The sequence below is a fragment of the Pseudomonas mohnii genome, from assembly GCF_900105115.1.
GTDB lineage: Bacteria > Pseudomonadota > Gammaproteobacteria > Pseudomonadales > Pseudomonadaceae > Aquipseudomonas > Aquipseudomonas mohnii.
Map to the genome: position 1 here is coordinate 5,168,333 of NZ_FNRV01000001.1, position 24,231 is coordinate 5,192,563.

Annotated in this window: 34 protein-coding genes; 26 read left to right on the forward strand and 8 right to left on the reverse strand. The window is 58.6% G+C overall.

All coding sequences use genetic code 11. From position 1 onward, the window contains the following. The 5 genes from BLV61_RS24095 to BLV61_RS24115 form a co-directional block, all read right to left on the reverse strand. Nucleotides 1-1,200, reverse strand: a complete 1,200-nt coding sequence (locus tag BLV61_RS24095) for a hypothetical protein (protein WP_090467856.1) — start codon at nucleotides 1,198-1,200, stop codon at nucleotides 1-3. Between the two features lie 157 nt (nucleotides 1,201-1,357). Further along, complete coding sequence (locus BLV61_RS24100) at nucleotides 1,358-1,804, reverse strand: hypothetical protein (protein ID WP_090467858.1); 447 nt, start codon at nucleotides 1,802-1,804, stop codon at nucleotides 1,358-1,360. A gap of 5 nt (nucleotides 1,805-1,809) precedes the next feature. Beyond that, nucleotides 1,810-2,055: a hypothetical protein gene (locus BLV61_RS24105; RefSeq protein ID WP_090467860.1), complete on the reverse strand. Its 246-nt coding sequence runs from the start codon at nucleotides 2,053-2,055 to the stop codon at nucleotides 1,810-1,812. A 526-nt stretch (nucleotides 2,056-2,581) separates the two neighbouring features. Beyond that, nucleotides 2,582-3,034, reverse strand: coding sequence for a hypothetical protein (locus BLV61_RS24110; protein WP_090467863.1), 453 nt, complete (start codon nucleotides 3,032-3,034; stop codon nucleotides 2,582-2,584). Between the two features lie 265 nt (nucleotides 3,035-3,299). Next, nucleotides 3,300-3,821 (reverse strand): hypothetical protein, encoded by a 522-nt coding sequence (locus tag BLV61_RS24115; RefSeq protein WP_090467865.1) that lies wholly within the window; start codon nucleotides 3,819-3,821, stop codon nucleotides 3,300-3,302. A gap of 966 nt (nucleotides 3,822-4,787) precedes the next feature. Here BLV61_RS24115 and BLV61_RS24120 point away from each other — a divergent pair. Next, nucleotides 4,788-5,108 (forward strand): DUF1654 domain-containing protein, encoded by a 321-nt coding sequence (locus tag BLV61_RS24120; RefSeq protein ID WP_090467868.1) that lies wholly within the window; start codon nucleotides 4,788-4,790, stop codon nucleotides 5,106-5,108. 164 nt (nucleotides 5,109-5,272) lie between these two features. On the opposite strand, the gene BLV61_RS24125 is transcribed toward BLV61_RS24120, so the two are convergent. The 3 genes from BLV61_RS24125 to BLV61_RS24135 all read right to left on the reverse strand — a co-directional run bounded on the left by BLV61_RS24125 (nucleotide 5,273) and on the right by BLV61_RS24135 (nucleotide 7,488). Then, nucleotides 5,273-5,713: a type II toxin-antitoxin system YafO family toxin gene (locus BLV61_RS24125; protein WP_090467870.1), complete on the reverse strand. Its 441-nt coding sequence runs from the start codon at nucleotides 5,711-5,713 to the stop codon at nucleotides 5,273-5,275. Nucleotides 5,714-5,721: 8 nt separating this feature from the next. Continuing rightward, nucleotides 5,722-6,225, reverse strand: coding sequence for a hypothetical protein (locus BLV61_RS24130; RefSeq protein WP_090467872.1), 504 nt, complete (start codon nucleotides 6,223-6,225; stop codon nucleotides 5,722-5,724). Nucleotides 6,226-6,588: 363 nt separating this feature from the next. Then, nucleotides 6,589-7,488, reverse strand: coding sequence for a LexA family transcriptional regulator (locus tag BLV61_RS24135; protein WP_341865091.1), 900 nt, complete (start codon nucleotides 7,486-7,488; stop codon nucleotides 6,589-6,591). Between the two features lie 570 nt (nucleotides 7,489-8,058). Here BLV61_RS24135 and BLV61_RS24145 point away from each other — a divergent pair. From BLV61_RS24145 to BLV61_RS24265, 25 genes are all read left to right on the forward strand, one after another. Continuing rightward, a complete protein-coding gene (locus BLV61_RS24145; RefSeq protein ID WP_090467879.1) occupies nucleotides 8,059-8,481 on the forward strand; it encodes a phage regulatory CII family protein in 423 nt (140 codons plus the stop codon). 68 nt (nucleotides 8,482-8,549) lie between these two features. Beyond that, the gene (locus BLV61_RS24150; protein ID WP_090467882.1) at nucleotides 8,550-9,335 is read left to right on the forward strand and encodes a KilA-N domain-containing protein; all 786 of its coding nucleotides are present in this window, start codon (nucleotides 8,550-8,552) and stop codon (nucleotides 9,333-9,335) included. A 2-nt stretch (nucleotides 9,336-9,337) separates the two neighbouring features. After that, entirely contained in the window at nucleotides 9,338-9,658 is a 321-nt protein-coding gene (locus tag BLV61_RS24155) for a hypothetical protein (protein ID WP_090467884.1), read from the forward strand. Then, nucleotides 9,658-10,494, forward strand: coding sequence for a YdaU family protein (locus BLV61_RS24160; protein ID WP_090467886.1), 837 nt, complete (start codon nucleotides 9,658-9,660; stop codon nucleotides 10,492-10,494). Before BLV61_RS24155 ends, BLV61_RS24160 begins: the two co-directional genes overlap by 1 nt. Then, nucleotides 10,484-11,290, forward strand: a complete 807-nt coding sequence (locus tag BLV61_RS24165; protein ID WP_090467888.1) for an ATP-binding protein — start codon at nucleotides 10,484-10,486, stop codon at nucleotides 11,288-11,290. Before BLV61_RS24160 ends, BLV61_RS24165 begins: the two co-directional genes overlap by 11 nt. Then, nucleotides 11,290-11,574, forward strand: coding sequence for a hypothetical protein (locus tag BLV61_RS24170; protein WP_090467890.1), 285 nt, complete (start codon nucleotides 11,290-11,292; stop codon nucleotides 11,572-11,574). The genes BLV61_RS24165 and BLV61_RS24170 overlap by 1 nt, the downstream gene beginning before the upstream one ends. Continuing rightward, nucleotides 11,571-12,071, forward strand: coding sequence for a hypothetical protein (locus tag BLV61_RS24175; protein ID WP_090467892.1), 501 nt, complete (start codon nucleotides 11,571-11,573; stop codon nucleotides 12,069-12,071). The genes BLV61_RS24170 and BLV61_RS24175 overlap by 4 nt, the downstream gene beginning before the upstream one ends. Beyond that, a complete protein-coding gene (locus BLV61_RS24180; protein WP_090467894.1) occupies nucleotides 12,068-12,256 on the forward strand; it encodes a hypothetical protein in 189 nt (62 codons plus the stop codon). Before BLV61_RS24175 ends, BLV61_RS24180 begins: the two co-directional genes overlap by 4 nt. Beyond that, the gene (locus BLV61_RS24185) at nucleotides 12,253-12,795 is read left to right on the forward strand and encodes an ead/Ea22-like family protein (protein ID WP_090467897.1); all 543 of its coding nucleotides are present in this window, start codon (nucleotides 12,253-12,255) and stop codon (nucleotides 12,793-12,795) included. Before BLV61_RS24180 ends, BLV61_RS24185 begins: the two co-directional genes overlap by 4 nt. 92 nt (nucleotides 12,796-12,887) lie before the next feature. Beyond that, nucleotides 12,888-13,010, forward strand: a complete 123-nt coding sequence (locus BLV61_RS32190; protein ID WP_425272127.1) for a hypothetical protein — start codon at nucleotides 12,888-12,890, stop codon at nucleotides 13,008-13,010. 11 nt (nucleotides 13,011-13,021) lie between these two features. Then, on the forward strand, nucleotides 13,022-13,423 hold the full coding sequence (locus BLV61_RS24195; protein ID WP_425272128.1) for a recombination protein NinB: 402 nt from the start codon (nucleotides 13,022-13,024) through the stop codon (nucleotides 13,421-13,423). Then, a complete protein-coding gene (locus BLV61_RS24200; protein ID WP_090467905.1) occupies nucleotides 13,423-14,016 on the forward strand; it encodes a recombination protein NinG in 594 nt (197 codons plus the stop codon). The genes BLV61_RS24195 and BLV61_RS24200 overlap by 1 nt, the downstream gene beginning before the upstream one ends. After that, the gene (locus tag BLV61_RS24205) at nucleotides 14,013-14,594 is read left to right on the forward strand and encodes a hypothetical protein (protein ID WP_090467907.1); all 582 of its coding nucleotides are present in this window, start codon (nucleotides 14,013-14,015) and stop codon (nucleotides 14,592-14,594) included. The genes BLV61_RS24200 and BLV61_RS24205 overlap by 4 nt, the downstream gene beginning before the upstream one ends. Before the next feature lie 210 nt (nucleotides 14,595-14,804). Beyond that, the gene (locus BLV61_RS24210) at nucleotides 14,805-15,119 is read left to right on the forward strand and encodes a peptidase M48, Ste24p (protein WP_090467910.1); all 315 of its coding nucleotides are present in this window, start codon (nucleotides 14,805-14,807) and stop codon (nucleotides 15,117-15,119) included. A gap of 2 nt (nucleotides 15,120-15,121) precedes the next feature. Next, nucleotides 15,122-15,382, forward strand: a complete 261-nt coding sequence (locus tag BLV61_RS24215) for a hypothetical protein (protein WP_090467912.1) — start codon at nucleotides 15,122-15,124, stop codon at nucleotides 15,380-15,382. Nucleotides 15,383-15,434: 52 nt separating this feature from the next. Continuing rightward, entirely contained in the window at nucleotides 15,435-16,058 is a 624-nt protein-coding gene (locus BLV61_RS24220; protein WP_090467914.1) for a putative metallopeptidase, read from the forward strand. Between the two features lie 31 nt (nucleotides 16,059-16,089). Further along, entirely contained in the window at nucleotides 16,090-16,611 is a 522-nt protein-coding gene (locus BLV61_RS24225; protein WP_090467916.1) for a DUF2280 domain-containing protein, read from the forward strand. After that, on the forward strand, nucleotides 16,586-17,866 hold the full coding sequence (locus tag BLV61_RS24230; protein ID WP_090467918.1) for a terminase large subunit domain-containing protein: 1,281 nt from the start codon (nucleotides 16,586-16,588) through the stop codon (nucleotides 17,864-17,866). The genes BLV61_RS24225 and BLV61_RS24230 overlap by 26 nt, the downstream gene beginning before the upstream one ends. Then, nucleotides 17,863-19,653 (forward strand): anti-CBASS protein Acb1 family protein, encoded by a 1,791-nt coding sequence (locus tag BLV61_RS24235; RefSeq protein WP_090467920.1) that lies wholly within the window; start codon nucleotides 17,863-17,865, stop codon nucleotides 19,651-19,653. Before BLV61_RS24230 ends, BLV61_RS24235 begins: the two co-directional genes overlap by 4 nt. Then, the gene (locus BLV61_RS24240) at nucleotides 19,650-20,780 is read left to right on the forward strand and encodes a DUF2213 domain-containing protein (protein ID WP_090467922.1); all 1,131 of its coding nucleotides are present in this window, start codon (nucleotides 19,650-19,652) and stop codon (nucleotides 20,778-20,780) included. The genes BLV61_RS24235 and BLV61_RS24240 overlap by 4 nt, the downstream gene beginning before the upstream one ends. A gap of 11 nt (nucleotides 20,781-20,791) precedes the next feature. After that, nucleotides 20,792-21,271: a structural cement protein Gp24 gene (locus BLV61_RS24245; RefSeq protein WP_090467925.1), complete on the forward strand. Its 480-nt coding sequence runs from the start codon at nucleotides 20,792-20,794 to the stop codon at nucleotides 21,269-21,271. Between the two features lies 1 nt (nucleotide 21,272). Further along, nucleotides 21,273-22,235 carry a DUF2184 domain-containing protein gene (locus tag BLV61_RS24250; protein WP_090467927.1) on the forward strand — a complete coding sequence of 321 codons (963 nt, stop codon included), beginning with the start codon at nucleotides 21,273-21,275 and terminating at the stop codon, nucleotides 22,233-22,235. Nucleotides 22,236-22,247: 12 nt separating this feature from the next. Continuing rightward, nucleotides 22,248-22,637, forward strand: coding sequence for a hypothetical protein (locus tag BLV61_RS24255; RefSeq protein WP_090467929.1), 390 nt, complete (start codon nucleotides 22,248-22,250; stop codon nucleotides 22,635-22,637). A gap of 51 nt (nucleotides 22,638-22,688) precedes the next feature. Continuing rightward, on the forward strand, nucleotides 22,689-23,210 hold the full coding sequence (locus tag BLV61_RS24260; RefSeq protein WP_090467931.1) for a DnaT-like ssDNA-binding protein: 522 nt from the start codon (nucleotides 22,689-22,691) through the stop codon (nucleotides 23,208-23,210). Continuing rightward, nucleotides 23,207-24,229 carry a structural protein gene (locus BLV61_RS24265; RefSeq protein WP_090467933.1) on the forward strand — a complete coding sequence of 341 codons (1,023 nt, stop codon included), beginning with the start codon at nucleotides 23,207-23,209 and terminating at the stop codon, nucleotides 24,227-24,229. The genes BLV61_RS24260 and BLV61_RS24265 overlap by 4 nt, the downstream gene beginning before the upstream one ends. Nucleotides 24,230-24,231 lie beyond the last annotated feature (2 nt).

A 24,231-nucleotide genomic window follows, 5' to 3' on the forward strand; every position in this document is an offset into this window, starting at 1 on the left:
TCAGTATTGAATGGTGATGGCAGGAATCTTGCGCTGAGCGATGAGGACGACAGCCTGCTTGGCGCATTCCTCTGGCATCCCGCCAGCGACGAAGGCGTCCAGCGCAGCACGGTTGATTTTCATCTTGTGAGCCTTGTCGGCCTCGCGGGCTGCTGCTTGGCGCAGGATCTCGTCAGCTGCTGCATTCTGGCGGGCGACTTCAGCGAGACGGGCTCGCTCTGCGGCTTCTGCCTGGCGCGCTTCCGAGTTAATTCGCTCTTGTTCGGCGCGCTGCTCTGCGGCGATTCGATCCGCTTCGGCTTGGGCGATGGCTTGCTGGTGGCGCAGTTCGTCATCAGCTTTTTGTTGAGCTGCGCGCTGTTCTGATTCGATCTTTTCCCGCGCAGCCTGGGCAGCGGCTCTTTCCGCCTGCTCGGCGGCAAATTTCAGCTCCAGTTCCCGGCGATCTGCGGCAGCCTTTGCCTCAGCTTCACGCTTGGCTGTTGCATCACGCTCGGCCTGGACGCGCTGCTCGGCTTCGCGTCGAGCTCGCTCTTCTGCCTCTCGGGCGATCTGAGCTTCCCGATCACGCTGGGCCTGTGCTTCAGCCTCAGCGCGCAGCCGGACAAGTTCGGCTTGCTCGGCTTCGTACTTGGTACGCTTTTCAAGTGCAGTCCGCAGCATGGCCAATGTGTCAGCTTTCAATCGAAGCGCCTCAGCTTCGTGCTCGCCCAGCCAATCGCCGTCGATCACGATGCCCTCAAAGGCTCCGATGCTGATTTTCAGGTATTCGGAATCGGCGGTGCTGATGATTTGCGGGTCAAGACGAAGCTCGCCAACCCAGGCTTCTATCTCTCGTTTCTTGTTAGCCTCAGCCGTTTCCCATTCAGTCAGCGGCCTCCTGACTTCCTCTTGCCATGCTCCAAGCAACTCTCGAACACGCTTACGCTCGGCGTCGATCTTCTTCGGGACATCCTTCAGTTCGGCGACCAGTTCTTTGCCCATGGCGTCGAGCTTTGTTTTCGATGTGGCGAGGTCGTATGCAATCGATCGGTACGCGGCCTGGCCCTTCTTGGTTTTCACGTCGGGCGCCGAGGCGTTGAACTTGTCGATTTCTTCCCGGACGCTCTGCAGGTATGGATCAAGGCCGTTAGGCGCGCTGAACACTGCCAGGGCTACTTCTTTGGCTGGCAGGATCGCCAGTTGCTGTTCTGCGGACATGAGGATTCCTTGCCGCGATGCACGCAGCGTTTGAAAGTGTGGGGTTATTGAGTGATCTGGCCGGAGTAAGCGCTTGCCAGCATCCAGGCAGTGAAAAAGAGAAGGGCGATGGCAGAGCCACGCCAGAACCAGAAGCGCTTGGCGCGTTGGTAGGCGGTCATGCCGCATCAGCCTTGCGCTGCTCTGCTCGACAGGCCGCTTCATCTGCTGCCAATTCATCTGCGCGAGCACGGCCAAATTCATTGGCCCAAGGCCTGATCAGCGCTTCGGCAACGTCATGCAGCGCGGTAGGGTGGCCATGCTTCGACTGGCCTAGCGCCTCACATGCCAGATCGAAGGCCTTGCCATGCACACGGCGGCCGTCGGCAATGACCTCGCACAGCATTCGCTCAATCGGGTATTCGCGGTTGTCGGTGAGTAGCGGGGCGATGTGTTCTTGCGCCCCAAGATGCTCGGCGACCGCCTCCCACAACGATTGCGGAGTGACCAGGGAAACAGCTTTGCCATGGGAGCGCGGCGCGGTCACGTTCTCGCCGCAGATCAGTGCGTTGATTGCATCGTGAAGCCAGTCAGGCCCTTCTGGAGTGCTGAGAAAGTCGGTCATGGCATCTACTCCTGTTCGAGCTTTCGCGCAAAGGCGCAGGCAGCGTTATGGTCGCGACGAAAGCCCTTCACCTTGCCGGTGCGGCTATCGATGATATGGAAGAAAGCGAGGCCGGCTGGCGACACCAGAAAGCGAGGCGCACGCACCGGCTCGCTGATTCCGGCCAACCGGTAGAAGTCAGCAGTTGCGATTTGAGAGCGCTGGCGAAGCCCTGAAAGAACTTCGCGTCGGCTTTGAATGCTTGGGTGCATGTTCGCCTCCAGAGTGGCGGTGTTGATCCAACAAAACTCGGCTGCACTCATCCATTCCGCTGGTTGCCGTTGGGCGCGGAGGGGAGTGCATGCGGGTGGTGTCGGGGAAAGGGGGTGCAGGCGCCGGCGCTTCCCGGATGCGTCAAGTCTGGCCAGCTACGCCCTCGGACTCGCCTGCGGTACCGGTTACTTGTCCGGTGCTGATGTCACCAGCAGATCCTGTGGGCCATGCCCGCTGCGGGGCGCTGACAAAGCGCGCTCTCCGGAACCGATATTCTCTCGTCGGTCCAAGCGCCCAGCACTGTAGTGGCTGGGTATGCTGTTGCTCGGCAACGGCGGGTTAGCGCTTCATGGCAGTGACTCCTTTCGTTCGCTCACTGGGAAGGCAGTGGCCACCTGTCGAAGCTGCATTGGAATGTCGGTCCTGACCAAGATGCCTAACTACGTCCGCCCGTTCGCATACAAACAGTTGGCCTGGATCAGCTTTTTTCATGGGGCGCCGACATTCCGATGCAGCCTCTTGCGGTTACCCTTGCGGCAACATCTTCTTGAGTGCCGACTTGCCAAGGCCGCGAATTGAAAGCCGGAAGTGCCCGAGGTCTTTCCGGGCCTTCTTGCGCTCTCGAATGAAGTGCCATGCCCTGGTGCAATGCACGCAACCTTCGTCAGCGAGGAAGTCGGCAATCTCGTCTACCGCCAGGCCGACCATTCCGTATCCGCAGCTAGAAGGCTCGCGGTGCTGAAAGGCTTTCCAGATGTGCGTCTTCCGGCGGTTCTGCTCGTCGTGCAGAATTTCGTGATGGTTGCCGTTCGGCCAGGGCATGAGCTCAGCCAGCCCATTAGGCCGAGGGCCGATTTCGTCGTAGCCGCTCTGGCACTTGTTAATGCAACTTCCAATGACGCGTGTCAGGCGCTTTATTTGCTGGAGGCACGCTTCGTGCGCGGCCAGCGTGATAATCACTTTCCGCTCGAAGTTCATCGGCGAGTCTCCAATACGTGAGGGTTGATGCAGGGGGCCGCGTTGCGCGGTGCAGAATCGTCCGCATCGGAGATCGCTCGAATCCCTCCGAGTGTTGTCCGTCTTCACAAGGCGCTATTGATCGCACCAGCTCAGGACAAGGTGGCCACCCTGCTATCACGACAGAAGGCCGAGCGATCTCCGATGCGGTCTTGCCAGGGGTACGAGATCCGGGCCGGCAAGAAAGATCGGGCAGTTAACGACATGCTGTCGTGGCGCTGGTTGTTCAGTTGGCTTTTTCGGCTGCTTCAAACTCGCTGCCAAGGATTTCCGTCATCACATCCGACGGCTTGGCCGAGGTGCTGACATAGATGCAATCGTCCTTGGCGACGTGCTTATAGCTGGAGAAGAACAGCGCGCCGCCGCCGAGCCCCATAGCATCCATAAACGGTTGAAGATCAGCCTTTTCCTTGGGCCTGTGTTCTTTGAAGCCATCCTGAAGCTTTGTCAGCTCATCCTTCAGCGCTTTGCGCTCGTCACCCTTGAAACCGGACGGCAAGCTCTGGCGTGGGAACTGAGCCCCTTCTGCTTTCGGGTCTGGCTTGGTCCAAAGCGGCTGCGGCATCGGCGGGTTAAATTTGAGCCCGTAGAAGTTCCGGCCGCTGTGGATGCAGGTTGAGAAAAGAGCAGAGGCGCCTTCATAGCGCTTGGCGAATTCATCACCCAGCGCCTGCAAGCGATCTGCGCTTTCCATGTACGCTTTCCACGCTGCCAAAACTCCGGCATCGCTTGTCTTGTAGTAGGCCATCTCTCACCTCCGTTGATTTCCAATGCCGCCTCATCGAAGCGGCATCAGTAAATAGGTGCCCGGATATTTACCCACGCCGGGCCGTGCTAGCCTCTCCAGTCCCTACAACCATTGAGGCAACAACATGGAAGCTGCAAAACCGAAATGCTCTGCATGCGGAGTCGAAGGGCTTGGCAATATCGCGATCCAGCCCGCTCCAGGCAGCAAAAACATCCTGATCGCAAGCTGCGGCGAATGTGGAATCATCCACTCAGTTTTCGCTAGGCCTTTTGAGTCGCAAAAGAGCCCTCAACCGAATCCAGTGGAGTTTCTGTAAGGCGGAACACACCTGACGCTCTAGCTTCTTCAGGCGTCATTCGAGTGGCTTCACGGATACTCCGCTCGCGGCGTCCCTGCTCGATAAGATCAAGCAAGGGCTCAATCAGCCAATAGATGGCTTTGCAAATAAGTCGTCTCACTTCGCTCTCCTGCTTTCCGCGTGGTCCTGAGTAGGGCCACCTGGAGAGCATCCGACCCACATTCGGCGGGCCGGTATTCTCTGAATCTCCCTTCATCCGCTGGGATTCGCGGGGCGCATTGCTTGCCGGGTCACTCACTCGGTTAAGGCGTTTCACCATCGATCAGCCGTACAGGGTGTTCCTGTCGTGGGCGGGCTATCTGACCCGTCTGATCGCCGGTCGCCGGTAGAGGCAATGCGGTCTGTTGGTATTTCTGTATTGCGCTGACTTTTAAAGAGCGTTCCGGTTGCCCGAGGCCTCTCGGCCCTTCGCAGTGGCTGTGTGTCGCTGCGATGGGTGAAATATGAACTATAGGTTCACATTGGGTCAAGCACCAAAAGTACATAATTTTCAGAAAGTACGCATTTGTAGGATTTCGCGCGATTGCCTGCAGGGGGATTTACCGCGAACCAATGGTTCGCTATCCTTCGCAAAACTGTATGGATGTACAGCATTCAAGGAGCAATGCATGGGCGTGATGCAGCAACAAAAAGAGCAGCAACGAGTTGAGCTGACAGGTATCGAGCGGCTTAACCTTCGAGTGTCAAATATGATCAATCACCCGGTTGCGCAGGTTCAGCGCTGGGTGACGATCCATCGGCTCGACACGGATGGTGAGAGGGAGTGGGAGGAGGTGATGAGCGTACTATCTGAGGTGGACGGGATAGAAATGACGTTCAATGACGAGAATGAATCAGTCACGCTGAGGTGGGAACCGTCACCTGGGGACGCTCATCAGGTTGAAGCGCAAGACGAATTCATGTCCGCCGAAGAGCCCGCACCGTTCTGATGATCACAAAAAAGCCCGCGCTCGGCGGGCTTCGATGGGGTGCAGGGCGACCGAAAATCAGCAGGCCGTTACGTTATTTGCAGGTCAATGCCTGCGAGGGGTAGGGGGTGATGCAGGGATCTGAAGGACGGAAACGAAAAGCCCGGCACATGGCCGGGCTTGATCTAATTTCTGTCGCGCCAATCTTTTGCGAGGCGAGCCAGGTATTTCATTGTTGCTCTGTCCCGGCTTTTACCATGAGCATCCGGCCAGAGAAAGGCTAGTATTAAATACCTGTCCTCCTCCAGCTCGCCCGGCACATAAACCAAGGCAGCATCTTCGTTTGGCTTACCCCTAGAGCACGTTCGCTGGTTGCGTGGAAGGTTTTCAGGGAATTGTGCGGGTGGAATCTTTATGTGGATATGCATCAAACAAGCTTGAACGGCCTGAGGCGGCTGCATATAAGCAGTATCTTTACCGAAGATACTCGGAAGCACCTCTCTGCCCGACTCGATATAGCGAGTAAATTCAGATTTGAGGATGGTTGAAAGCCCAGGGTGCTTGAGGTCAATCGGGTGGAAAAATTCTGTAAACGTCCCTGTATGGAAATACACCTCGACAGCCATTTTATCCCTTAGGCGAGCTCGCTGAGTCTTCTAGTAGTATGGTCAGCTAGAGCCCTGAGCCCTGCAGGAGATGCTGCGCTCTCAAACTCCTCCGGAACGACAAAGAATTGCCTATAGAAGCTGTCTAGCATCGCCAGGCGAGTTCGTGTTTTGGCAATCGCGCGGCGGAGGGTCAGATGGTCGGAGGAAAGCTCGGTCGGCACAACTGCAGCTTTTAGGGACGACTCTAGAGTTCGAGTGGCACTTAGCAGTTCCATGTTGCGGAGGAATCGCTTGTCATCAAACGTATTGGAGTCGTAGGCGAGCCTGAGAGCCTCGGTGTAGATTGAATCGAGCTCCTGCCAGCCTTTGGTCAGCTCAGCAATGGTTTGCCGCAAATCGCGAACCTTGGGGTGCCTATGGGTTGCTTCATGACTTGCATGCGCATGCCCCACAGGCTGGATCGCGGAATAATCCCCCACCAATGCCAAAGCCGTGACTATCAAAGTCGAAGCTGTTGCTCTGATGGACATGATTACCTCCCTGCGGGCGTTAAATTTTGTACTGAAACCGGAGCGCGATTATCAACAGCGTGCTACCTAAGTCAAATGAAATCGCGCGACACGAAATTAGATTTACGAAAACGTGTCGCGTACCCGATTCGAGTGTAATCGAACCTGAAGGTTTCACCCTGAGTAACTGCTGAAGAGATTAGCCGTTCGTCTTGTAAGAGAATGCTTACAAGGACCGCGACATGACCCTTCCTGCCGCGATCGAATCACAGCCTCATAACCCGAGCAGGGCTACAGCCTCTTTCAGGTCGCGGCGCAGCTCTTGGTTGGGCTTGGTGAGAGGCATGGAGGGGCTCCCATTGAGTCGTCTACGGCGGAATATCACTAAACTAAATTAGCGTTCCACACCAACAGCACCCGAGACTGTATGTAGGTTTCATCTATGAAGATGTCCTCGGCTTTGTGCTTCCGGTTGTCCGATATCATCTTGAGCTTGTCCTTCCCTTTCATCTGCAAGCGCTTGATGTACTGAAAGCCTTGGTACGAAAAGAAGTAGATCCCGTCGCCGACGAAGTCCTTGATGCTGATATCCACCAGCAATGGATCGCCGTGCTTTATGGTCGGCGCCATCGACTGACCCCAGCCGGTGATAATCTTCAGGTGGTAGTGCTCTTTGAATTCGACACCCATGGCCCGGAGCTGGGAGGGGCTAATGCGCACGTCCTGAAGCATTTCGGGAAAGTCGTGATTGACCTCGCCATCACCCATAGCTCCACGTATGTCGTAATGCGCGATCCAGACCTCATCGCCGACCTTTCCGGGCTTGTAGGCGTCTCGCACAAGTACGCCACCAGCCTCTTCAGCATCGTCGCCTTCTGCGATGGCTAGCAGCTTTTGCAGTTTGTCGTTACCGAGACTCTTGCCCGCCAGCATTTCGCGGATTTTATCGGCGGCAGTGGGCGCCTGCTCAGGCGCAGCTGGGCTCACTGACAAGTCAGGACCCTCGCCAGAGGCATGTTGCAGCCACTCGATCTTCACGCCGAGAAAGGATGCGATCGCCTGCATCTTGGCGGGGCCAGGGATGGACTCCCCATTCAGCCATTTGCTAGCAGCCTTCGGCGTGACCTTGGCAACTTCAGCGAGGCGAGCGCCCGCGCCCCATTGATCAATGCCTTTGGCGGCAACTGATTTCTTAAGGCGGGAGGCGAACGCGGCGCGAATCTCTTCTATTTGAACCATAGGTTCAATATCGCATGCCCTTGCATGTACTTTCAGTTCCGACATAATATGTACTGTAAGTTCATAATTGACTCGGAGGCCTTATGCGGCCGCTCAAGAAATCTATCGATGACGCTGGGGGTGTTCCAGCTGTCGCGCTGGCCTGCGGAAAGTCACCTCGAGCTGTTTACAAGTGGCTTACAGCTGACTGTTTGCCGCGCACTGAATACACCGGTGAGACGCGCTATGCCGAACGAATTGCCGCTCTGGCTGCTGCGAATGGAAAACCATTCCAGCCGTCTTGGCTGCTCTCGGAAGCTCACCCAAAGAAGTCCGCCGCCTAACCCACAACCCGCTGCGAACTGAGCGAAGCAGTCGCCCGCTCAAACCCTCGCAGCTCTTCACGACCAAGCCGATCCCGTAACGGACCGGCAACCCTTTCAAACGCAGGCCAAAGCCTGAGTTGAGACGACAAGGGAAGGGTGGAAGCCAAGGCAACCACCAAGCAGCAAAGGGCGGCTACCTCGCCTTGAAGTTCGGAAGAGTCGGTCATGGATGCGTCCCTGATCAGTTGATGGACACATTTTGCAACTCGTGATGGCACGCAGCCACATAAACAAATTAGAGGTTTTAGGAATGCAAGAATTTCTGAGGGCGTGTGACGTAGCCGTTGAAGAGGCGAACACCAAGAACCTTGCGACCTTGATGTGCATGCCGCCAGTGAGCCTGCTTCAGCGTGCCAACGCGAACTACGACGGCGCCTGGTTCAATGTGAAGCATCTGTACGCCCTATTGCTGCACACCGAAGACATGCGCCCGCTCGAAGCTTTGGCGGGCGAGTTCGGTTACGCAGTCGTGCCCAAGGTTCAACCCGCGCCGATTGACCTGCATCAGGCACTGAATCGTGTCGCTCTGGAGTTCGCCGAGCTGACAGTCGAGACGCACGCCGCGCTGAGCGATGGTCGAGTCGACCAAGTGGAGCGCGCCCGAATCATGAAGGAAATCACCCATATCAAAGTGGCGATTGCCCAGTACGAGGCCTCAGTGAAGGCCGCTTGAATCCCAGAAATGAGAAAGCCGACGTACGAGGTCGGCTTTTTCGATACAGCAATGTGTGGAGAGATTATATGCACACCACCAGCGACTCCATCAATACCCCGAACCATGTCGCGACACGTTTTGTTAATTCTGAAAACGTGTCGCGTATCTCTGCTTTGTGCGGAATCAAGATCAAGCAGGACGAGGAGGGGCGTTATTGCCTCAACGATCTGCATCGCGCAGCAGTTGCCGACGGTGCCAATAAGCGCACCAAAGAGCCCGCCAAGTTCATGGCGACCGAACCGTTCAATGAAATGGTGCTGGAATTAACTACCCAGAATCCGGGTAGTTTGCCAGTGGCAACTATTGAGGGTCGCAACGGCGGCACCTACGTTGCGAGGGAGCTGATCTACGCCTACGCCATGTGGGTGAATGCTCGCTTCCATCTGCATGTCATCCGCACCTTCGATGCCGTGGTTATCGGCCGCATTGAGTTCGTTGAAAGCCGCCATGCCCGCGAACGCGCTCGTCTCGAAGCCCCCGCCCTGACCGACGCCATCAAGCATGGTCGCCTGGCTGCCGGGAAAGAGATCAAGCACTACCACTTCAGCACCGAGTTCGACCTGATCAATCGCATCGCCCTGGGTATGCCGTCGAAGCAGTACCGGGTCGCCCACTGCATCGGCCCGACTGAAGCTATCCGCGACCACCTGACGCCCTGCGAGATCCGCTGCATTGAACACCTGCAGCGCGTCAACGCATCGCTGATCGATGTGGGCATGCCTTATGAGGCCCGCAAAGAGCAGCTGAGCAAGATCTACATCCAGCGCCATAGCCGTGCGCTTCTCTCTGAAATCAAGCGCCTGGAGTTCTGATCATGGCCAACCTCACTTATCAGCAACTTTATGAGCGCACAGCCCAAGCAGGTCTTGCCCACTTTCGCGCACAAAACACCAAGAAAGCCCTTCAGTCAGAACTGAGGTCGATGTACGACACGTTTTTCAAGGCTAACGGTCGCCCATCCGGCCGCTTTGATCAGTACAACGATGACTTCCTTCCGGTGATGAGCTTCACCGAAGCGCAGTTCGAGCGTGTGCGGGCCGCCAAAAAGATCGAGTACAACGCTCTTCGTCGGTACCGGACTGCGGTCGGCGCCCTGGATCGCTTCGTGGATGCCTTTTCTGAGGAGCGCCAATGATGCATTACTTCAAACGTAACATCGGCGACTACCACAAGAAGGCCGGACGGCTCTCAATGCTTGAGCACGGTTCGTACACGTTAATCATGGACGCGTGCTACGACCGTGAACGCTTCCCTACGCTTGAAGAAGCTATCGACTGGTGCTGGGCCAGATCGGAAGAAGAAATCTCTGCCGTCAAATTTGTCCTGAGCAAGTTCTTCACCTTGATTGACGGGGTCTACACGCAAGAACGCATTGCGGACGAGATTGCCGCTTATCAAGAAAGGGCGGAGAAGAACAAGCAGATTGCTATTGATCGCGAGAACAAGCGCAAGGGTGTGCGCGCACCAGACGTACACGAAGCGTGCACGGATCGCCACCTAACCATTAACCAAGAACCACTAACCAATAACCAAGAACCAGAAGATCAACACAACACTCACAGCGCGGGTGAGCCGATTTCGGATTTCGAGCCAGAGCAGATCGAAGAGCCTGTCCTGGTCGAAGAGCCACCGCTTCCTGTCGACCCAAAGGCGCCAGTCGAAATGACGCTGGACTGGGAGCCAGACATCAAGCTGCTGAAAAACTACGCCCTTCGCATGACGTTGCCGGTGGAGATATTCACTTCCGAGGCAACCGCCGCGTTCGTCTGCCATTACACGGCATCTGGCCGCATGGAGACTCAAGACACCTGGGTGAGCCTATTGGTGAAGTGGGTCAAGACCGATCAGAACAAGGCGAGCAATGTTCGCCAGTTCCCGAAGCGTGAAAGCAAATCCCGTCACAGCGGCTTCTCTGATCTCGACTACACCGCTGGCCTGACTCAGCGGGAGGATGGCACCTATGCGTTCTGAAAAAATCGTTTCGATGCCTAGCGCCATCCCGGCCCCACAGCAAGCCACTGGCGTCTGTGAGGAGCACGGCCAGTTCCCGCAGAAGCTGACGGTGATCATGGGCAAGGAGTTCAAGACGGGCTGCCCTGAGTGCGGCCGCATCCGTACCGAGGAAGAGGCTGCGCGCAAGGAGGCCCAGGAATCCCAACTGCTCCGCATGCGGATGGCCGAAAAGCTCGGGGCAGCGCTGATTCCGAAGCGGTTCTCTGGCAAGACCTTTGCGGGGTACATCGCCACTAGCGCCGAACAGCAGAAGGCGTTGAAAACTTGCGCCCGGTACGCCGCCGAGTTCCCGCAGATCGCCGAATCTGGCCGCTGCCTGTTGCTGCTGGGCAAGCCCGGTACCGGTAAGACGCACCTGGCCGTGGCAATCGCCAACGAGATCATGGCCAAGTCGAGCGCCACTGCCGTGTATCGAACCATCGGATCGGTGCTCCAGGCCATCCGCGCCACCTACGACCGCACTAGCGACCAGAGCGAAAGCCAGATCCTGTCGAGCCTCATCAGCCCCTCGCTGCTGATCCTCGATGAGATCGGCGTGAGCAAGGAGAAGCCAAGCGACTTCGAGCTGACCACCTTGTTCGCAATCATCAATGGCCGCTACGAGGAGCTGCGACCCACTGTCATCGTCTCCAACCTCGACGCCAGGGCGCTGGCCTCGGCTGTTGGCGAACGTTGCGCAGATCGACTGCGAGAGGGCGGGGTCATCGTGCAGCCGTTCGAGTGGGAATCGCAACGCGGCAAGGAGGGTTTCTGATGAGAGATCACACCGACAGAGCTGGGATTCGGTGCGCTGCCGCCGCCATCGCACTTGCCATGTTCATTACCGTCATCTGGGGGCCGGTCAATACCATCTGGATCGCTCCCTGGATTTACGAGGGCACGTCGTTTGGCTCTCTGGCATGGCGCAAGGCATGGGTTGTGAATGGCTGGATTCTCATTTCTCCCGTCGTAATCGCCTTTGGCTACTGCATCTTCACGATGGCCAGAGCTATTCGCAAAGACGAAATCGAGCGCGAGTCGAAGAGGGCGGCCCGATGAACGAATCACGCCAACAGCAAATGCTGGCCGGGCAGTCAGCCATTGCTCGCAAGGTGTTTGAAATTGTGCCGATCCAAGAATCCTGGGCGGCCTCCGAAATCTACGGCGCCCTCCGTGCTGCGAATACTGCTGCCGACACACGCACGGTGCGTCGCTGTCTCGGCGAGCTCAAAGACGCCGGACTTATCCGCGAGCCGGCGGGCGGCAAATTTCAACGTGATGCAGCAACCCCAAAACCCAAGAAGGAGCCAGTCATGACCCAGGCAACCAAGTCGACCGTTGTTTCGATCAAGAAGTCCGAAGGCGCCCTGGATGTCCTGGCCGCTCTGTCTGGCGAAGTGGTGAGCCTCTCTGACGAATTCAGCAAGCGGATGAAGGCGCTGGCCGGGCGCATCGAGGAAGTAGCGCTCTCGGTTGAGGGAGAGCGGGAGAGCAATGCCGAAGCGATGGCCAAGCTCAAACAGTTTCAGGATCTGCTGAAGGGGCTCTCGCAATGAAAGACAACCTGACACTCCTAACCGGTCCAGTGGACAAGCAGCGCGCCGCCCTTGAAGAGCTCAAGCGCAACTTGGATGTGCACATCGAGTTCCTTGGCATTCAGGCCCGATGCACTCGCATCAAGTATCAGGCGTTGGTCGCCCAAGGCTTCACCGAGGCCCAGGCGCTGGAGTTGTGCAAATGACCGATTACAGCGAGCTGAAGCGACTGGCCGAGGCCCTCCACGGGGCTGAATGGCAATTGGTCGATGGCGATGGGTTCGATGCCGATAACAGGTTTGTTACGTCTCAGCGTCGAATCGACGACAACAAGGTCGCCTTTGCAGAAATTAATTACGGTCACCCTGAGGCAGGAATGGGCGAGCCATTCCAGAGCGAGCAAGTCACTGCCGGGGAATTCATCGCCGCGGCCAACCCCGCCGCGGTCCTGGCCTTGGTAGCCGAGAACGAGCGGATGACCTCTGAGCTTGAGCAGGCTCAGCTCATTGGGCGCATTTCCTGCAACTTCGACGGCTACAAAGCCGTGCTTGATGAGCGCGACCAGATCAAGGCCGAGAACGAGGCGCTGCGCAAGGCTGTGCTGGCTGCCCGCGAATTCATCATGCACGAAGCGGAGGTTCGTGGGCTTCTGGATGAAAACAATGAGGTCTCCTTCAGGCATCCGCGGCGCCAGGCGGCCATCGCGATCATCGACGCCGCCACGAGCAAGGGAGAGCAGGCATGAAAGGCCCAAGCGGAGTTATGACCCAGCGAATCGCGCTTGATAAGCGAGTGCTTGACTACCTGCTCGCTCGACCTGGCTCTACAGCCTGGGCGATGCACAGTGCCGTGGGCGCCACTCGGGAGGAAGTCAGCAAGGCATGCCAGCGCCTGAAGCGCAAAGGCCTGGTAAAGACATCGGAAGTGCAAAGCACCTACTGGGAGGCAGTGAGACCATGACTGATTTCGTGATGCGCAGCATGGCCGACGCCAACCGTCTGCTGGGCCACCTGCAGGCCCAGGACTTCACCCGGCCCAAGAAGATCATCATCAAGGATCAAGATCGCAGCGGCGAGCAGAACAAGGCCCTGCATGCAGCCTTGGCTGATATAGCCGCCCAGGTCGAGCACGCCGGCAAGAAGTGGGACGTCCTGATCTGGAAGCGCCTTCTGACAGCCGCCTGGCTACGTGAAGCTGGCGATCAGCCGCAGATGATCCCTGCGGTAGACGGTCACGGCTTCGACGTCATCTACGAGCGCACCAGCAAGCTCACCATGAAGCAGTGTGCCGAGCTGATCGAGTGGGTGCATGCGTTCGGTGCAGAGCACCAGGTGCGCTGGACGCAGAAGGACAATTGGGGAGGGCGGTATTGATGCTCGCCGCCAAGCAGCCCAAGCCAAAGACCTGCAAGAACCCGGAATGCGGTATCAGTTTCCCGCCGCAGCGACTCGGCCAGAAGGTATGCAGCCCCAAGTGCGGGTTGGCCATCAAGGACGTGAACCAGGAGAAGGCGCGCAAGTCGCTGGCCCAGGTTGGCCGCGCCGACATCAAGGTGCGCAAAGAGGCCCTGAAGAGCCGCGGCGATCACATGCGCGAGGCTCAGCAGGCTTTCAACGAGTTCATCCGCGCCCGTGACCAGGCTGCTGGCCACCACTGCATCTCCAGCGGTAAGCCGTTGGACTGGAGCGGTAACGCAGTAGATGCCGGCCACTATCGCAGCGTCGGCTCCGCGCCGCACCTGCGCTTCGATGAGCGCAACTGCCACGCGCAGAGCAAGCAGGACAACCGGTTCCTCTCGGGTAACGCAGTGGACTACCGGATCGGTCTTATCGCGCGCATCGGCCAGCAGGCGGTCGATGCCCTGGAATCCGACCAGAGCGTGCGCAAGTACACCGTCGAAGAGATCAAGGCCATCAAGGCTGAATACCGGGCAAAGACCAGAGAGCTGAAGGGGATAGCAGCATGAAGATCAATTCCGCACGCCAGGCTTGGCATGACTGCAATTACAACCCGGCCCCGGGCCAGACCTCTGATGTCGCCGTGCTTGGGGTGGTGGTGCAGAGCACAGAGCGCGGGCCATCGGCGAATCACGCAATGCACAGTGCGTTGGCCGGCCAGATTCAGTCAGCCATCGCACGCCTGCACCACCAGCTGCGTGCGTTCGGCAATGCCATGTACGCAGCCGAGCCGAGCGATGATGATCGGGAAGAGGCGGAGGCGGCGGTGTTCAATCTGGCTTGCTCACGAGTAGAGCGAATGACGGCCAGTAAAAGAGAGCGGGCCGAGTTCGTAGCCAAGGGTGTCTTTCGTCGCTACCGCTACATGCACCAGGGCGGCCAGTCGTCCAACCCGGACCCGCTGATCAAGCCTGAAGTATTCCGGGCGTGGCTGAAGGGTGAATATGGAGTTGCACTGGTTTCGGATCGCTGGGGGCGTGACTGGGAGCCTTTCGTGCAGCTCTGTTTCGATGCCTGCTACGACATCGATGCTAAGGCTCTGAGCCCGATCGGCGGGGTGATCTACAAAATGAAAGAGGCCGCTTGACTTCCCGCCCGGCTGGCGGCATCATTTTGCCATATTGAGTATTTTGCCTACGGCAACTTGCTCCACTAACCCCGCCATCGAGCGGGGTTTTTTGTGCCTGCGATTTCCCCAATCCCTCGGAACCTCTGATCGCCAAGTTCGGCGAGGGCCTCATTCGTACATCTTCCCTTTGGCCGCTCCAATCGGCCTTTTTTATTCCCGGAGACTTCAATGGCTGAACCAGCGAGCACCACTGCTGCCGGTCTGTTGCTGGCGAAGTATGGCGTAGCAACCGCTGGATTCGCCGGAGCAATCCTTTCACTCACGTTCCTGCGTGGACTTACTCGGGGGCAGGCCGCTTCGGCCGTGATCACCGGGTTCGCCTCGGCGATCTTCACAACCCCGCTGGCCGTCCACTACTTCAGCCTCCCGGTTGATGGCGACACTCAAAATGGCGTGGCATTCCTGATCGGCCTTCTGGCTATGAACATCATCCCAGGCCTGAAGGCTTTGGCAGGAAAGTTCGGCGCCACAGGAGCAGCCTGAACATGAATACCTTCCTGGTGATGACAGACGCCTTCTTGTGCGTTCTGGTCGTGGTAGCTGCTGCCGAGCACTTGCGCCGAGTGCGTCCGATCGAGCAGCCATTGCTGAGCATTTCGTTTTACCTGGTCGCCATCGCAGCGTTCGGTGGGTTCTGGTCTGCCATTCAAGGGCAGTACATAAGCCCGTTCACCGTGACGCTGCACGCCGGGGTGGTGATTTATGCCTGGGCGAGACGCGGGCATCTGTTCGAACTGAAAACCTAGCTCGCGACACGTTTCGCGAATCAGCAAATTGTGTCGCGACATGGGAGGAAGCATGGAAAGGCCGATGCCTCCAGCGTCACTCCTTGAGCTGTCAGAGTTATCCGACTTCGGCATCCGCCTAACTCCAGCTCCTGAGGTGTGGGAATGGCTCCAAGCCGAGATCCTCGCCAACACTGGCAGCATTCACAACGAAGACCACGCCCATCTGCTGGATGCCGATATCCGGGTCATGTGGGCATCCGCTGCATTCGCCAAGAAGGGTCGCACTGTAGTGGGTCAAGCCGAGCAGGTGGCGTTCCGCGCCGGCGGTTGGCAGAAGGCCCGGATGGAGCAGCAGATGTTCGATTGGTTCGGCTGCGTGCCGACCTACATCATCACCCTGGCTGCCGATTACTGCGCCCAGTGCAGCGACGCCGACTTCTGCGCACTGGTCGAGCATGAGCTCTACCACATCGCTCAGGCCAAGGATCAGTACGGCGCACCCAAGTTCACGCAAGAGGGTTTGCCCAAGCTTGAGATGCGTGGGCATGACGTCGAAGAGTTCGTCGGTGTGGTTCGTCGCTATGGTGCAAGCCCTGACGTTCAAGCGCTGGTGGATGCTGCAAACAGTCCTGCTGAGGTGGGGAAATTGAACATATCGAGGGCCTGCGGAACCTGTCTGCTCAAGTCGGCCTGATTCTAGACAGGCCCTAGACGGATAAAAGCATATGGCAGCCCTGAAAAATGAGGTGAAGAGCTTCATCGTTCAGGCCTTGGCGTGTTTCGACACACCGTCGCAGGTGGTTGAGTCGGTCAAGAATGAATTCGGTGAGGTGCTGACCCGCCAACAAGTGGAGAGCCACGACCCGACGAAGGCGTGCAGCAAGGGCCTGGCCGTGAAGTGGCAGACTCTGTTCCACGACACCCGCAAGAGATTCCGCGAGCAGACAGCTGAAATACCGATCGCCAATCGCGCCTATCGCCTGCGCGCCATGAACAGATTCGTGGAGAAGGCCGAGACGATGAAGAACATCGGTCTGGCCATGCAGATCCTTGAGCAAGCTGCGAAGGAGGTCGGGGACGCCTACGTCAATCGTCGCGTTGAGCCGGACAAGTCGCTGGACGACGAGATCAAGCGGCTAAACATCCAAAAGCTACAGCGCGAATTGGAAGACCCGAACAAGGGCCTGCCCGAGCCTAAGCAAGTCATCATCGGGGTAGAAGATGCAAGCGACCCTGAAGCTGAATAAGCCGCAGTTTGATTTCATCAGTCACCCCAAGAAGTTTTCAGCGTTCGTGGGCGGCTACCGTAGCGGCAAGACATTCGTGGGTTGCGTACGGATGTGCATCAACGCACTGGAGCACCCCGGCATTCCACAAGGCTACTTCGCGCCGACGTATCCGCAGATCGCCGACATCTTCTACGACACCATGCCGGTTGTCGCGGAGGCGTTTGGCCTGTTCGCTGACATCGTGCCGAGCAAGAAGCGGGTGTACCTGCGCGATAACCGAGGCCGGTGCCTGTCGACGATCGTCTGCAAGAGCATGGAGCACCCGCACCGCATCGTCGGCTTCAACATCGCGCATGCCCTGGTCGATGAGATCGACTGTATGCCGATCAAGAAGGCTGACAGCGCTTGGAAGAAGATCATCGCGCGGATGTCCACAGTCTGGCCTGGCCGCGACATGAACACCATCGACGTGACGACCACGCCAGAGGGCTTCAACTGGGTCTATCGCAAGTTCGTCAAGGAGCTGGCTGCCAATCCATCACAGCGCCCGCTGTACGGGATCGTGCATGCCAGCACGCGGCAGAACGCCAAGAACCTGCCGAAGGACTACATCAAGTCCCTGAAGGAGTCCTACCCGGCCAACTTGGTGGATGCGTACATCGATGGCCTGTTCGTAAACCTGACGTCAGGCAGCGTTTATCCGAGTTTCTGCCGCAAGCAGAACCACACCGACGCAACTATCCGCCCGGGCGAGCAGCTGCATGTGGGCATGGACTTCAACATCAACCGGATGGCAGCGACGATTCACGTCGTCCGCGATGGCCTGCCCATGCTGTTGGAGGAGGCTACGGGCCTGTTCGACACGCCAGCAATGATTGTCGAGCTTAAGCGCCGCTTCCCAGGGCACAGCATCACGGTATACCCCGACGCCAGCGGCAAGAACCGCAAGAGTGTCAACGGTAGCGAGTCGGATCACAGCCTGCTCCGTGCCGCCGGCTTCATGGTCATGGTCAACCCATCCAACCCAATGGTCCGCGACCGGGTGCTGGCCGTGAACGCCATGTTTCTGAATATCGAGCAGAAGCGCCGCTACTTGGTGAACACCGACAACTGTCCGGTAACCACCCAAGTGCTGGAACAGCAGGCCTACAGCGAAAACGGCGAACCCAACAAGGACGGCACTGAAGACCCGGTCGACGCATTGGGCTACTTCATTGTCCAGCGCTTCCCGATTGCGGGCAGCTACACACTCGCAAACGTGAGCAACCAATGAGCGCATTTACCTACCTGAAAGACAGCCTGCAGAACCTGGTCGCGGGACTGGGTACTGCGCGCGACAAGGCCTCGCACTCCAGCTACGGCGTGCCGGACATGGATGATCTCCAGCTGCTGAACGCTTTTCGAGGTTCGTGGGCTGCTCGGAAGGGCGTGTCGATCCCGGCAATCGATGCCTGTCGTAACTGGCGCAACTGGCAGGCCGACAAGGAGCAGATCCAGAAGATCGAGGCCGAAGAGTCTCACTTAAACGTCCAGGGCAAGATTCTGGAGGCTCTGCTGAAGGCTCGCCTGTTTGGTGGCGCCGCAGTGTTCATCGGCACCGGTGAGCGTGATACGGCATCCGAGCTCAACCCCGAGCGCATCTGGAAGGGCGGCATCAAGTACCTGACGGTGATGACTCGCCGGCAGTTGACCGCTACGGAGATCGAGCAAGACCCGCAAAGCGATCGCTTCGGCAAGCCCAAGGCCTACCGGCTGCCGGGCTCAATGGTCGAGATTCACCCTTCGCGCCTGGTGATCTTCATAGGTCAGCAGCACCCCGATCCTGAATTGGCCCAAGGCGCTGCCTTTGGGTGGGGGGATTCGGTGTTGTTGTCGGCCATGCCGGCGGTGAAGCACTACGACGAGACGATGGCCAACGTGGTCAGCCTGGTCTATGAGGCAAAGATCGACGTCATCAACATCCCGAACCTGATGACGAGCATGCAGGACAAGAATTACGAGCGGCTGTTGCTTGAGCGCTTGCGGCTGGCAGCCATTGCCAAAGGCATCAACGGGGCGCTGATCCTCGACGGCCAGGAGACGCACAGCTCGAAGACGGCGAACTTCGGCACGTTGCCGGACGTAATCGCCAAGACCGAGCAGGGTGTTGCTGGGGCCTTCGATATCCCGGGCTCACGCATGTTCGGACTGTCTTCTGGCGGCCTGAACTCCAACGGCGAGGAGAATACTCGCAACTACTACGACAACGTCGCTTCACGCCAGAAGCTGGAGCTGATGCCCGCCATGAGCGTGCTGGACGAATGCCTAATCCGTTCCGCACTGGGCAATCGACCGAAGGAAATCCACTACGCCTGGGCGCCACTCTGGCAGGCCACGGCGAAAGAGCGGGCCGATATCGGCAAGATCACGGCGGACACCATCAAGACTCTCAACGAGACGAAGCTGTTCCCGTCGGACGCCATCTCGAAGGCGTCGGTCAATCTGCTGGTCGAGATGAGCATTATGCCGGGCCTTGAGGCTGCCATTGAAGAGTTCGGCACAGAGCTGCCAGATGAAGAGGTGGGTGACGAGGTGAATTCGCCGCCTCAGGCGACCAAGACGCCGATCAGTGATGCGGCACCCCGAACCCTGTACGTGTCCCGCAAGGTTACCAACGGCGACGAGATCATCGCGTGGGCCAAGGCTCAAGGGTTCGATTCAACCGTTCCGGCCGAAAGCCTGCATGTCACGGTCGCCTACAGCCGTAATCCTGTCGACTGGATGAAGATCGGCGAGACCTGGTCCGGCGACGGAGATGGGCACCTCAAGGTAGTCCCGGGCGGCGCGCGATTGGTCGATAAGCTCGGTGAGGGTGCGGTCGCGCTGCTGTTCAACAGCTCCGAACTGGCCTGGCGTCACGTTTCGATCAACGAAGCGACTGGCGCCTCATGGGATTGGCCTGAGTATCAGCCACATATCACTTTCACCTATGAGCCTGGATCGGTCGATCTGGAAGCGGTTGAGCCGTACCGCGGCAAGATCGAGCTCGGGCCGGAGATATTCGAGGAAATCACCCAATGATCTTCACCGACTCTGTAGCCGTGTCCGGTGTTCGTCGCACTGAGGACGGCTATCTCGTCGCAGAGGCTCGCGTCGCCCGCACGGGCATTCAGGACTACCTCGGCACCGAGATTGACCCTGATAACGAACACGGTCTGCGCGACAAGCCGATTGTTCGCGTCTACCGACCTGAAAGCGCCGTCTTTCACGCTGACGCCATGCATTCCTATGCCTACCGCCCCATGACCAATGGCCACCCGGGTGGTGATGGCGTCAATTCCAAAAACTGGAAGGACGTCGCCATTGGCCAAACCGGTGGCGAAGTTGTTCGCGACGGCCAGTTCGTCAAGGTGCCGCTGGTGCTGATGGACGCCAGCGCAATCGCCGACTACGAGTCAGGCAAGCGTGAGCTGTCCATGGGGTACGGCGCTGAAGTCGTGTTTCAGGACGGCGTATCGCCGGAAGGGGAGGCGTTCGATTGCTTCCTCGGCCCCATGAAAATGAATCACCTCAGTCTTGAGCATCGCGCTCGGGGCGGCGAACACCTTCGCATCGGTGACAACCAACCAAACACCCCCACAGGAGGCCATGACATGGCTGATTCACTGCGTACGGTCATCGTTGATGGCCTGTCCGTCCAGACGACCGATCAAGGCGCCCAGGCAATCGACAAGCTGACCAAGCAGCTGGCCGATGCCGGGGTAAACATCAAGACGCTGACTGATGCGCACGCCGCAGCACTGGCTGCCAAAGACGGCGAACTGGCCAAGAAGGACGCCGAGATCGACGACCTCAGGGCCAAGCAGCTCAACGATGCCGACATCGACAAGCGCGTCACCGCCCGCGCCGACCTGATCACCAAAGCGAAGTCCATCGCTGACGCCGACTACACCGGCAAGAGCGATGCCGAAATCCGCAAGGCTGTCGTGGTCGCCAAGCTTGGCGACGCAGCGGTGGCTGGCAAGGCCGATGCCTACGTCGACGCGCGCTTCGAGATCCTTGTCGAGGATGCAGCCAAGAACCCGGCCAATGACCCGTTCCGTCAACACATGATTCACCAGGACGGCAGCACCGTCCGCAATGAATCGGAAAAAGCGCGTCTGCAGATGATTGCCGACATGCAGACCGCCCACCAGCCGAAGGCATAAGGAGCACAGCAATGGCTACTTACCAAACCAACTACACCAACGCCCCAGCTAAGGGCGTTCCCGGCCTGGTCGCCAACGAAGAGAAGTGCAACAAGATCAGCCGCACTGTTTCGAACGCTGAAGGCATTGTCTTCGGCGCGCCCGGCTTCCGTGTGGCCGGCGCAGGCAACGATCACAAGATCGCGGCCACTGGCACCTTGTTCCTCGGCCTCGCCGTCCTGAGCGCTGCCGTTCCACCGGTTGCCACTGGCTCAACGCTGATCGATGGCTACCCGCAAGACTTCACTGGCTCGTTCATGACTGACGGCCAGATGTACGTCACTGCCGGCGCCTCTGTAGTGCCGGGCGATGACGTGTACTACGTCGCCGCTACCAATCGCTACACCACGACTGCCGCCGCCGGCGCCGTGTTGATCCCGGGCGCTTTCTTCGACACCACTGGTGCGAACGGCGACATCGTTGAAATCTCCCTCAAACATCGGAGCGCTTAACATGCCTCAAGTTTTCGAAGACGCTCAGTCGGCGTTCCCGTTTGTCCTGGCCCAGGGCCGGAACATCGAAACGCGCATTTACACGCGCCGCTACCCGGCGTTCAACTACGCGGCCAGCATCCCGGTAGTAACCGAGGGCGCTCCGTGGGCCATCGGCACCACCTTCTTCACTGTCGATACCGTCGGCGAAGCGAAGTTCTTGTCTGGCTCTGGCACCGACATGCCGTTCAACTCGGCCACCCACGACCAGGCGTCGCATGACTTCGCCATGATCGGCTCCGGCTGGGAATGGAACCTGGAAGAAGTGAATCAGGCTCAGCTGTACGGCATCAACCTGAGCGGCACCAAGGCTGATTCTGCCGCTGACAAGGTCGAGCGACTGCTGAACAACATTGCCTTCGTGGGTAGCACCGAGAAGCGCTGGACCGGCCTCCTGAACGACACCAACGTTTCGCGCGTTGATGCGGCATCTACCGGCACTGGCAGTTCGACCTTCTGGCCGAACAAAAACCCGGATCAGATCCTGGACGATGTGAACGGTGTTCTGGGTAGCATCCGAACCAATACTGGCGAGGTTGAGTGGGCTGACACTCTGCGCCTGCCTCCTGATGCTTTCCGCCACATTGCCACGCGTCGCATGGGTGCAGGTGATGGCTTCATGACGGTCCTGGAGTACCTGCGCAAGAACAACATTTACACGGCAGAAACCGGTTTGCCGCTGGATATCGCGCCACTGCGTGAGGCTCGCAACGCCTCCTCGGATGGTGGCGGTCGCCTGGTTGCTTACCGGAAGGACCCCGAAGTGGTTCGCTTCCACCTGCCAATGCCGCGCCGCGTACTGTCCCCGCGCCAGAAGTCGATCATGGGCTTCGAAACCGGGATCATCGCGCGCACCGGTGGCACCGAGATTCGTCTTCCGGGCGCCGTGGCATACCTCGACGAAATCACCCCACCAGTAGCCTGATAGGAGTACGTCATGAAAGTGACCAACAACTCGAAGGCGTTACAGGGTGTGCACACCGCCTTGGGCGTCGTTTACATCCAGCCAGGCGAAACCAAGGATGTCGACCTGACCTCCGCCGGCCACAAGGGCGCATCCCGCCTGTCGTTCCTGAAGGTCGAGGGCAAGGCTCCTGCCGAAAACAGCGACGAGAAAGATGAGCTGCTCGCCAAGCTGAAGGCGCTGGGCATCGACGCTGCCGGCAATAGCAAGCCCGAGACCCTGCGCAAGAAGCTTGAAGAAGCCGAAGCGGCTCAGGCCGAAAAGCAGAAGGTCATCGACGAGCTGACCGCGCTGAACGTCCAGTTCGACCCAGAAGCAAATCTGGAAGCCCTGCAAGGCGCACTCGCCGCTGCCAAGGCGTAACACCCCGCAAAACCCGGAGCGCTGGTCGCTCCACCTATTCGAGACAATCCGATGCCTGAATTCTACGGAACCGTTGCCGCGGCGGACGCCTATCACCTTGCGCGTGCAAATGCGGCCTGGACTGGTGATGACACTGCAAAACAGGCGGCACTGCTCAGGGCATCGGTCTACATCGACGGCCGCTATCGGAAGCTGCTCGCTTCTGGCGCCTGGCAGTCATTGTTCCCCGGCGTGAAGACTGAGGGCAGAGGGCAAACCAGGGAGTGGCCGCGCACCGGTGCCGAGGATTATGAAGGGCATGCAATCGAGCCCGACCAGGTCCCGGTAGAAGTCGAAAATGCGACCTTCGAAGCCGCGCTACGCGAGTTGGCCTCGCCCGGCAGCCTCAGTCCTGATTTCGTTGCTGCTCAAACCATCAAGCGCGAAAAGGTCGGGCCGCTGGAGACCGAGTTTGCCGTCGGCAACGGCGCTGACGCTGCAGGCTCCGTTCGCCCGGTCATTAGCACGATCGACGAGATGATTGCTCCGGTTCTGGTCGCACGGTATGCGCTCCCCGCGGTGTTCGTTGTATGAATGCAGCCGAGATACTCCAGAAGGTCGAGGCCATGGAGCCCGGCATGCAGAAGGCCTATCTCGATTCGGTGCGCGCCACAGTTGATACGGCCACTGTCATTGAAGTGGAGCGCCTGCTGGCTGCCGAAGATGAAAATGGGCTGGTCAAGCTGCTGAGCATGGGCGCAATGGCGCTCCTGATCGAGTCAGTACGGTCTTCGTTCATCGCTGGTGGTCGATTCGAGATGGTGGCCATCTTCATTCCGCAGGCTGATCGAGAGGTTGTGGGTCGCAAAGAGTTCGACGTCACCAGCGCCGAGGCCAGCAATTGGTTGGCGCGCCAGGTTGCCGAAACACGCAGCACGACCACGGATAACGTTCGCGAAGCCATACGATCCGTGATGAGTTCGCGCCGGGTCATCGGCGGTCCTCAGGCGGTTGTTCGCACAAACCGCCAGGCCGCGCTTGATCTGATTGGGAGGGTGAGCCCGCAGACTGGCGTGCGCTCCGGCGGAGTCGTAGGGCTTCCCGGTAACTTTGCCCAGTTTGTCGTCAATGCCCGTCGCCAGTTACTCAGCGGAGACCCGGCGCAGCTCAGGCAGTACCTGAGCCGCACGCGGCGTGACCGTCGATTCGACGGCATCGTGAGCCGCGCCATTGCGGCAGGAAAGCCGGTGGCAGCCAAAGACGTGGACAAGATCGCCGGGCGCTACTCGGAGCGATTGCTGAAAACCCACTCGGAAATGCTGGCTCGCACCCTGGCTCACGAGTCGCTCAATGCTGGGCGCGACCAAGCATGGGAGCAGTTGGTGGAGCAGGGCATTGCACGAGAGCGAGTTGAAAAGGAATGGCGTGATCGCAATGACGAGAAGGTCCGCAACAGCCACCGCTACATGCGCGGGCAGCGGACCAAGCTTGGGCAGGCATTCCAAACCAGCAGCGGCGCGCTGCTGCGGTTCCCGGGCGATTCAAGCCTGGGCGCCGGTTATGACGAAACAGCCAACTGCCGGTGCATCTGCATCTACCACCTGAAGGAATGACC

What these genes read in the sequence shown, in the direction of transcription:
- BLV61_RS24095 (WP_090467856.1), bottom strand. Translation starts at nt 1,200, where the DNA reads ATGTCCGCAGAACAGCAACTGGCGATCCTGCCAGCCAAAGAAGTAGCC.
- BLV61_RS24100 (WP_090467858.1), bottom strand. Translation starts at nt 1,804, where the DNA reads ATGACCGACTTTCTCAGCACTCCAGAAGGGCCTGACTGGCTTCACGAT.
- BLV61_RS24105 (WP_090467860.1), bottom strand. Translation starts at nt 2,055, where the DNA reads ATGCACCCAAGCATTCAAAGCCGACGCGAAGTTCTTTCAGGGCTTCGC.
- BLV61_RS24110 (WP_090467863.1), bottom strand. Translation starts at nt 3,034, where the DNA reads ATGAACTTCGAGCGGAAAGTGATTATCACGCTGGCCGCGCACGAAGCG.
- BLV61_RS24115 (WP_090467865.1), bottom strand. Translation starts at nt 3,821, where the DNA reads ATGGCCTACTACAAGACAAGCGATGCCGGAGTTTTGGCAGCGTGGAAA.
- BLV61_RS24120 (WP_090467868.1), top strand. Translation starts at nt 4,788, where the DNA reads ATGGGCGTGATGCAGCAACAAAAAGAGCAGCAACGAGTTGAGCTGACA.
- BLV61_RS24125 (WP_090467870.1), bottom strand. Translation starts at nt 5,713, where the DNA reads ATGGCTGTCGAGGTGTATTTCCATACAGGGACGTTTACAGAATTTTTC.
- BLV61_RS24130 (WP_090467872.1), bottom strand. Translation starts at nt 6,225, where the DNA reads ATGTCCATCAGAGCAACAGCTTCGACTTTGATAGTCACGGCTTTGGCA.
- BLV61_RS24135 (WP_341865091.1), bottom strand. Translation starts at nt 7,488, where the DNA reads ATGTCGGAACTGAAAGTACATGCAAGGGCATGCGATATTGAACCTATG.
- BLV61_RS24145 (WP_090467879.1), top strand. Translation starts at nt 8,059, where the DNA reads ATGCAAGAATTTCTGAGGGCGTGTGACGTAGCCGTTGAAGAGGCGAAC.
- BLV61_RS24150 (WP_090467882.1), top strand. Translation starts at nt 8,550, where the DNA reads ATGCACACCACCAGCGACTCCATCAATACCCCGAACCATGTCGCGACA.
- BLV61_RS24155 (WP_090467884.1), top strand. Translation starts at nt 9,338, where the DNA reads ATGGCCAACCTCACTTATCAGCAACTTTATGAGCGCACAGCCCAAGCA.
- BLV61_RS24160 (WP_090467886.1), top strand. Translation starts at nt 9,658, where the DNA reads ATGCATTACTTCAAACGTAACATCGGCGACTACCACAAGAAGGCCGGA.
- BLV61_RS24165 (WP_090467888.1), top strand. Translation starts at nt 10,484, where the DNA reads ATGCGTTCTGAAAAAATCGTTTCGATGCCTAGCGCCATCCCGGCCCCA.
- BLV61_RS24170 (WP_090467890.1), top strand. Translation starts at nt 11,290, where the DNA reads ATGAGAGATCACACCGACAGAGCTGGGATTCGGTGCGCTGCCGCCGCC.
- BLV61_RS24175 (WP_090467892.1), top strand. Translation starts at nt 11,571, where the DNA reads ATGAACGAATCACGCCAACAGCAAATGCTGGCCGGGCAGTCAGCCATT.
- BLV61_RS24180 (WP_090467894.1), top strand. Translation starts at nt 12,068, where the DNA reads ATGAAAGACAACCTGACACTCCTAACCGGTCCAGTGGACAAGCAGCGC.
- BLV61_RS24185 (WP_090467897.1), top strand. Translation starts at nt 12,253, where the DNA reads ATGACCGATTACAGCGAGCTGAAGCGACTGGCCGAGGCCCTCCACGGG.
- BLV61_RS32190 (WP_425272127.1), top strand. Translation starts at nt 12,888, where the DNA reads ATGCACAGTGCCGTGGGCGCCACTCGGGAGGAAGTCAGCAAGGCATGC.
- BLV61_RS24195 (WP_425272128.1), top strand. Translation starts at nt 13,022, where the DNA reads ATGCGCAGCATGGCCGACGCCAACCGTCTGCTGGGCCACCTGCAGGCC.
- BLV61_RS24200 (WP_090467905.1), top strand. Translation starts at nt 13,423, where the DNA reads ATGCTCGCCGCCAAGCAGCCCAAGCCAAAGACCTGCAAGAACCCGGAA.
- BLV61_RS24205 (WP_090467907.1), top strand. Translation starts at nt 14,013, where the DNA reads ATGAAGATCAATTCCGCACGCCAGGCTTGGCATGACTGCAATTACAAC.
- BLV61_RS24210 (WP_090467910.1), top strand. Translation starts at nt 14,805, where the DNA reads ATGGCTGAACCAGCGAGCACCACTGCTGCCGGTCTGTTGCTGGCGAAG.
- BLV61_RS24215 (WP_090467912.1), top strand. Translation starts at nt 15,122, where the DNA reads ATGAATACCTTCCTGGTGATGACAGACGCCTTCTTGTGCGTTCTGGTC.
- BLV61_RS24220 (WP_090467914.1), top strand. Translation starts at nt 15,435, where the DNA reads ATGGAAAGGCCGATGCCTCCAGCGTCACTCCTTGAGCTGTCAGAGTTA.
- BLV61_RS24225 (WP_090467916.1), top strand. Translation starts at nt 16,090, where the DNA reads ATGGCAGCCCTGAAAAATGAGGTGAAGAGCTTCATCGTTCAGGCCTTG.
- BLV61_RS24230 (WP_090467918.1), top strand. Translation starts at nt 16,586, where the DNA reads ATGCAAGCGACCCTGAAGCTGAATAAGCCGCAGTTTGATTTCATCAGT.
- BLV61_RS24235 (WP_090467920.1), top strand. Translation starts at nt 17,863, where the DNA reads ATGAGCGCATTTACCTACCTGAAAGACAGCCTGCAGAACCTGGTCGCG.
- BLV61_RS24240 (WP_090467922.1), top strand. Translation starts at nt 19,650, where the DNA reads ATGATCTTCACCGACTCTGTAGCCGTGTCCGGTGTTCGTCGCACTGAG.
- BLV61_RS24245 (WP_090467925.1), top strand. Translation starts at nt 20,792, where the DNA reads ATGGCTACTTACCAAACCAACTACACCAACGCCCCAGCTAAGGGCGTT.
- BLV61_RS24250 (WP_090467927.1), top strand. Translation starts at nt 21,273, where the DNA reads ATGCCTCAAGTTTTCGAAGACGCTCAGTCGGCGTTCCCGTTTGTCCTG.
- BLV61_RS24255 (WP_090467929.1), top strand. Translation starts at nt 22,248, where the DNA reads ATGAAAGTGACCAACAACTCGAAGGCGTTACAGGGTGTGCACACCGCC.
- BLV61_RS24260 (WP_090467931.1), top strand. Translation starts at nt 22,689, where the DNA reads ATGCCTGAATTCTACGGAACCGTTGCCGCGGCGGACGCCTATCACCTT.
- BLV61_RS24265 (WP_090467933.1), top strand. Translation starts at nt 23,207, where the DNA reads ATGAATGCAGCCGAGATACTCCAGAAGGTCGAGGCCATGGAGCCCGGC.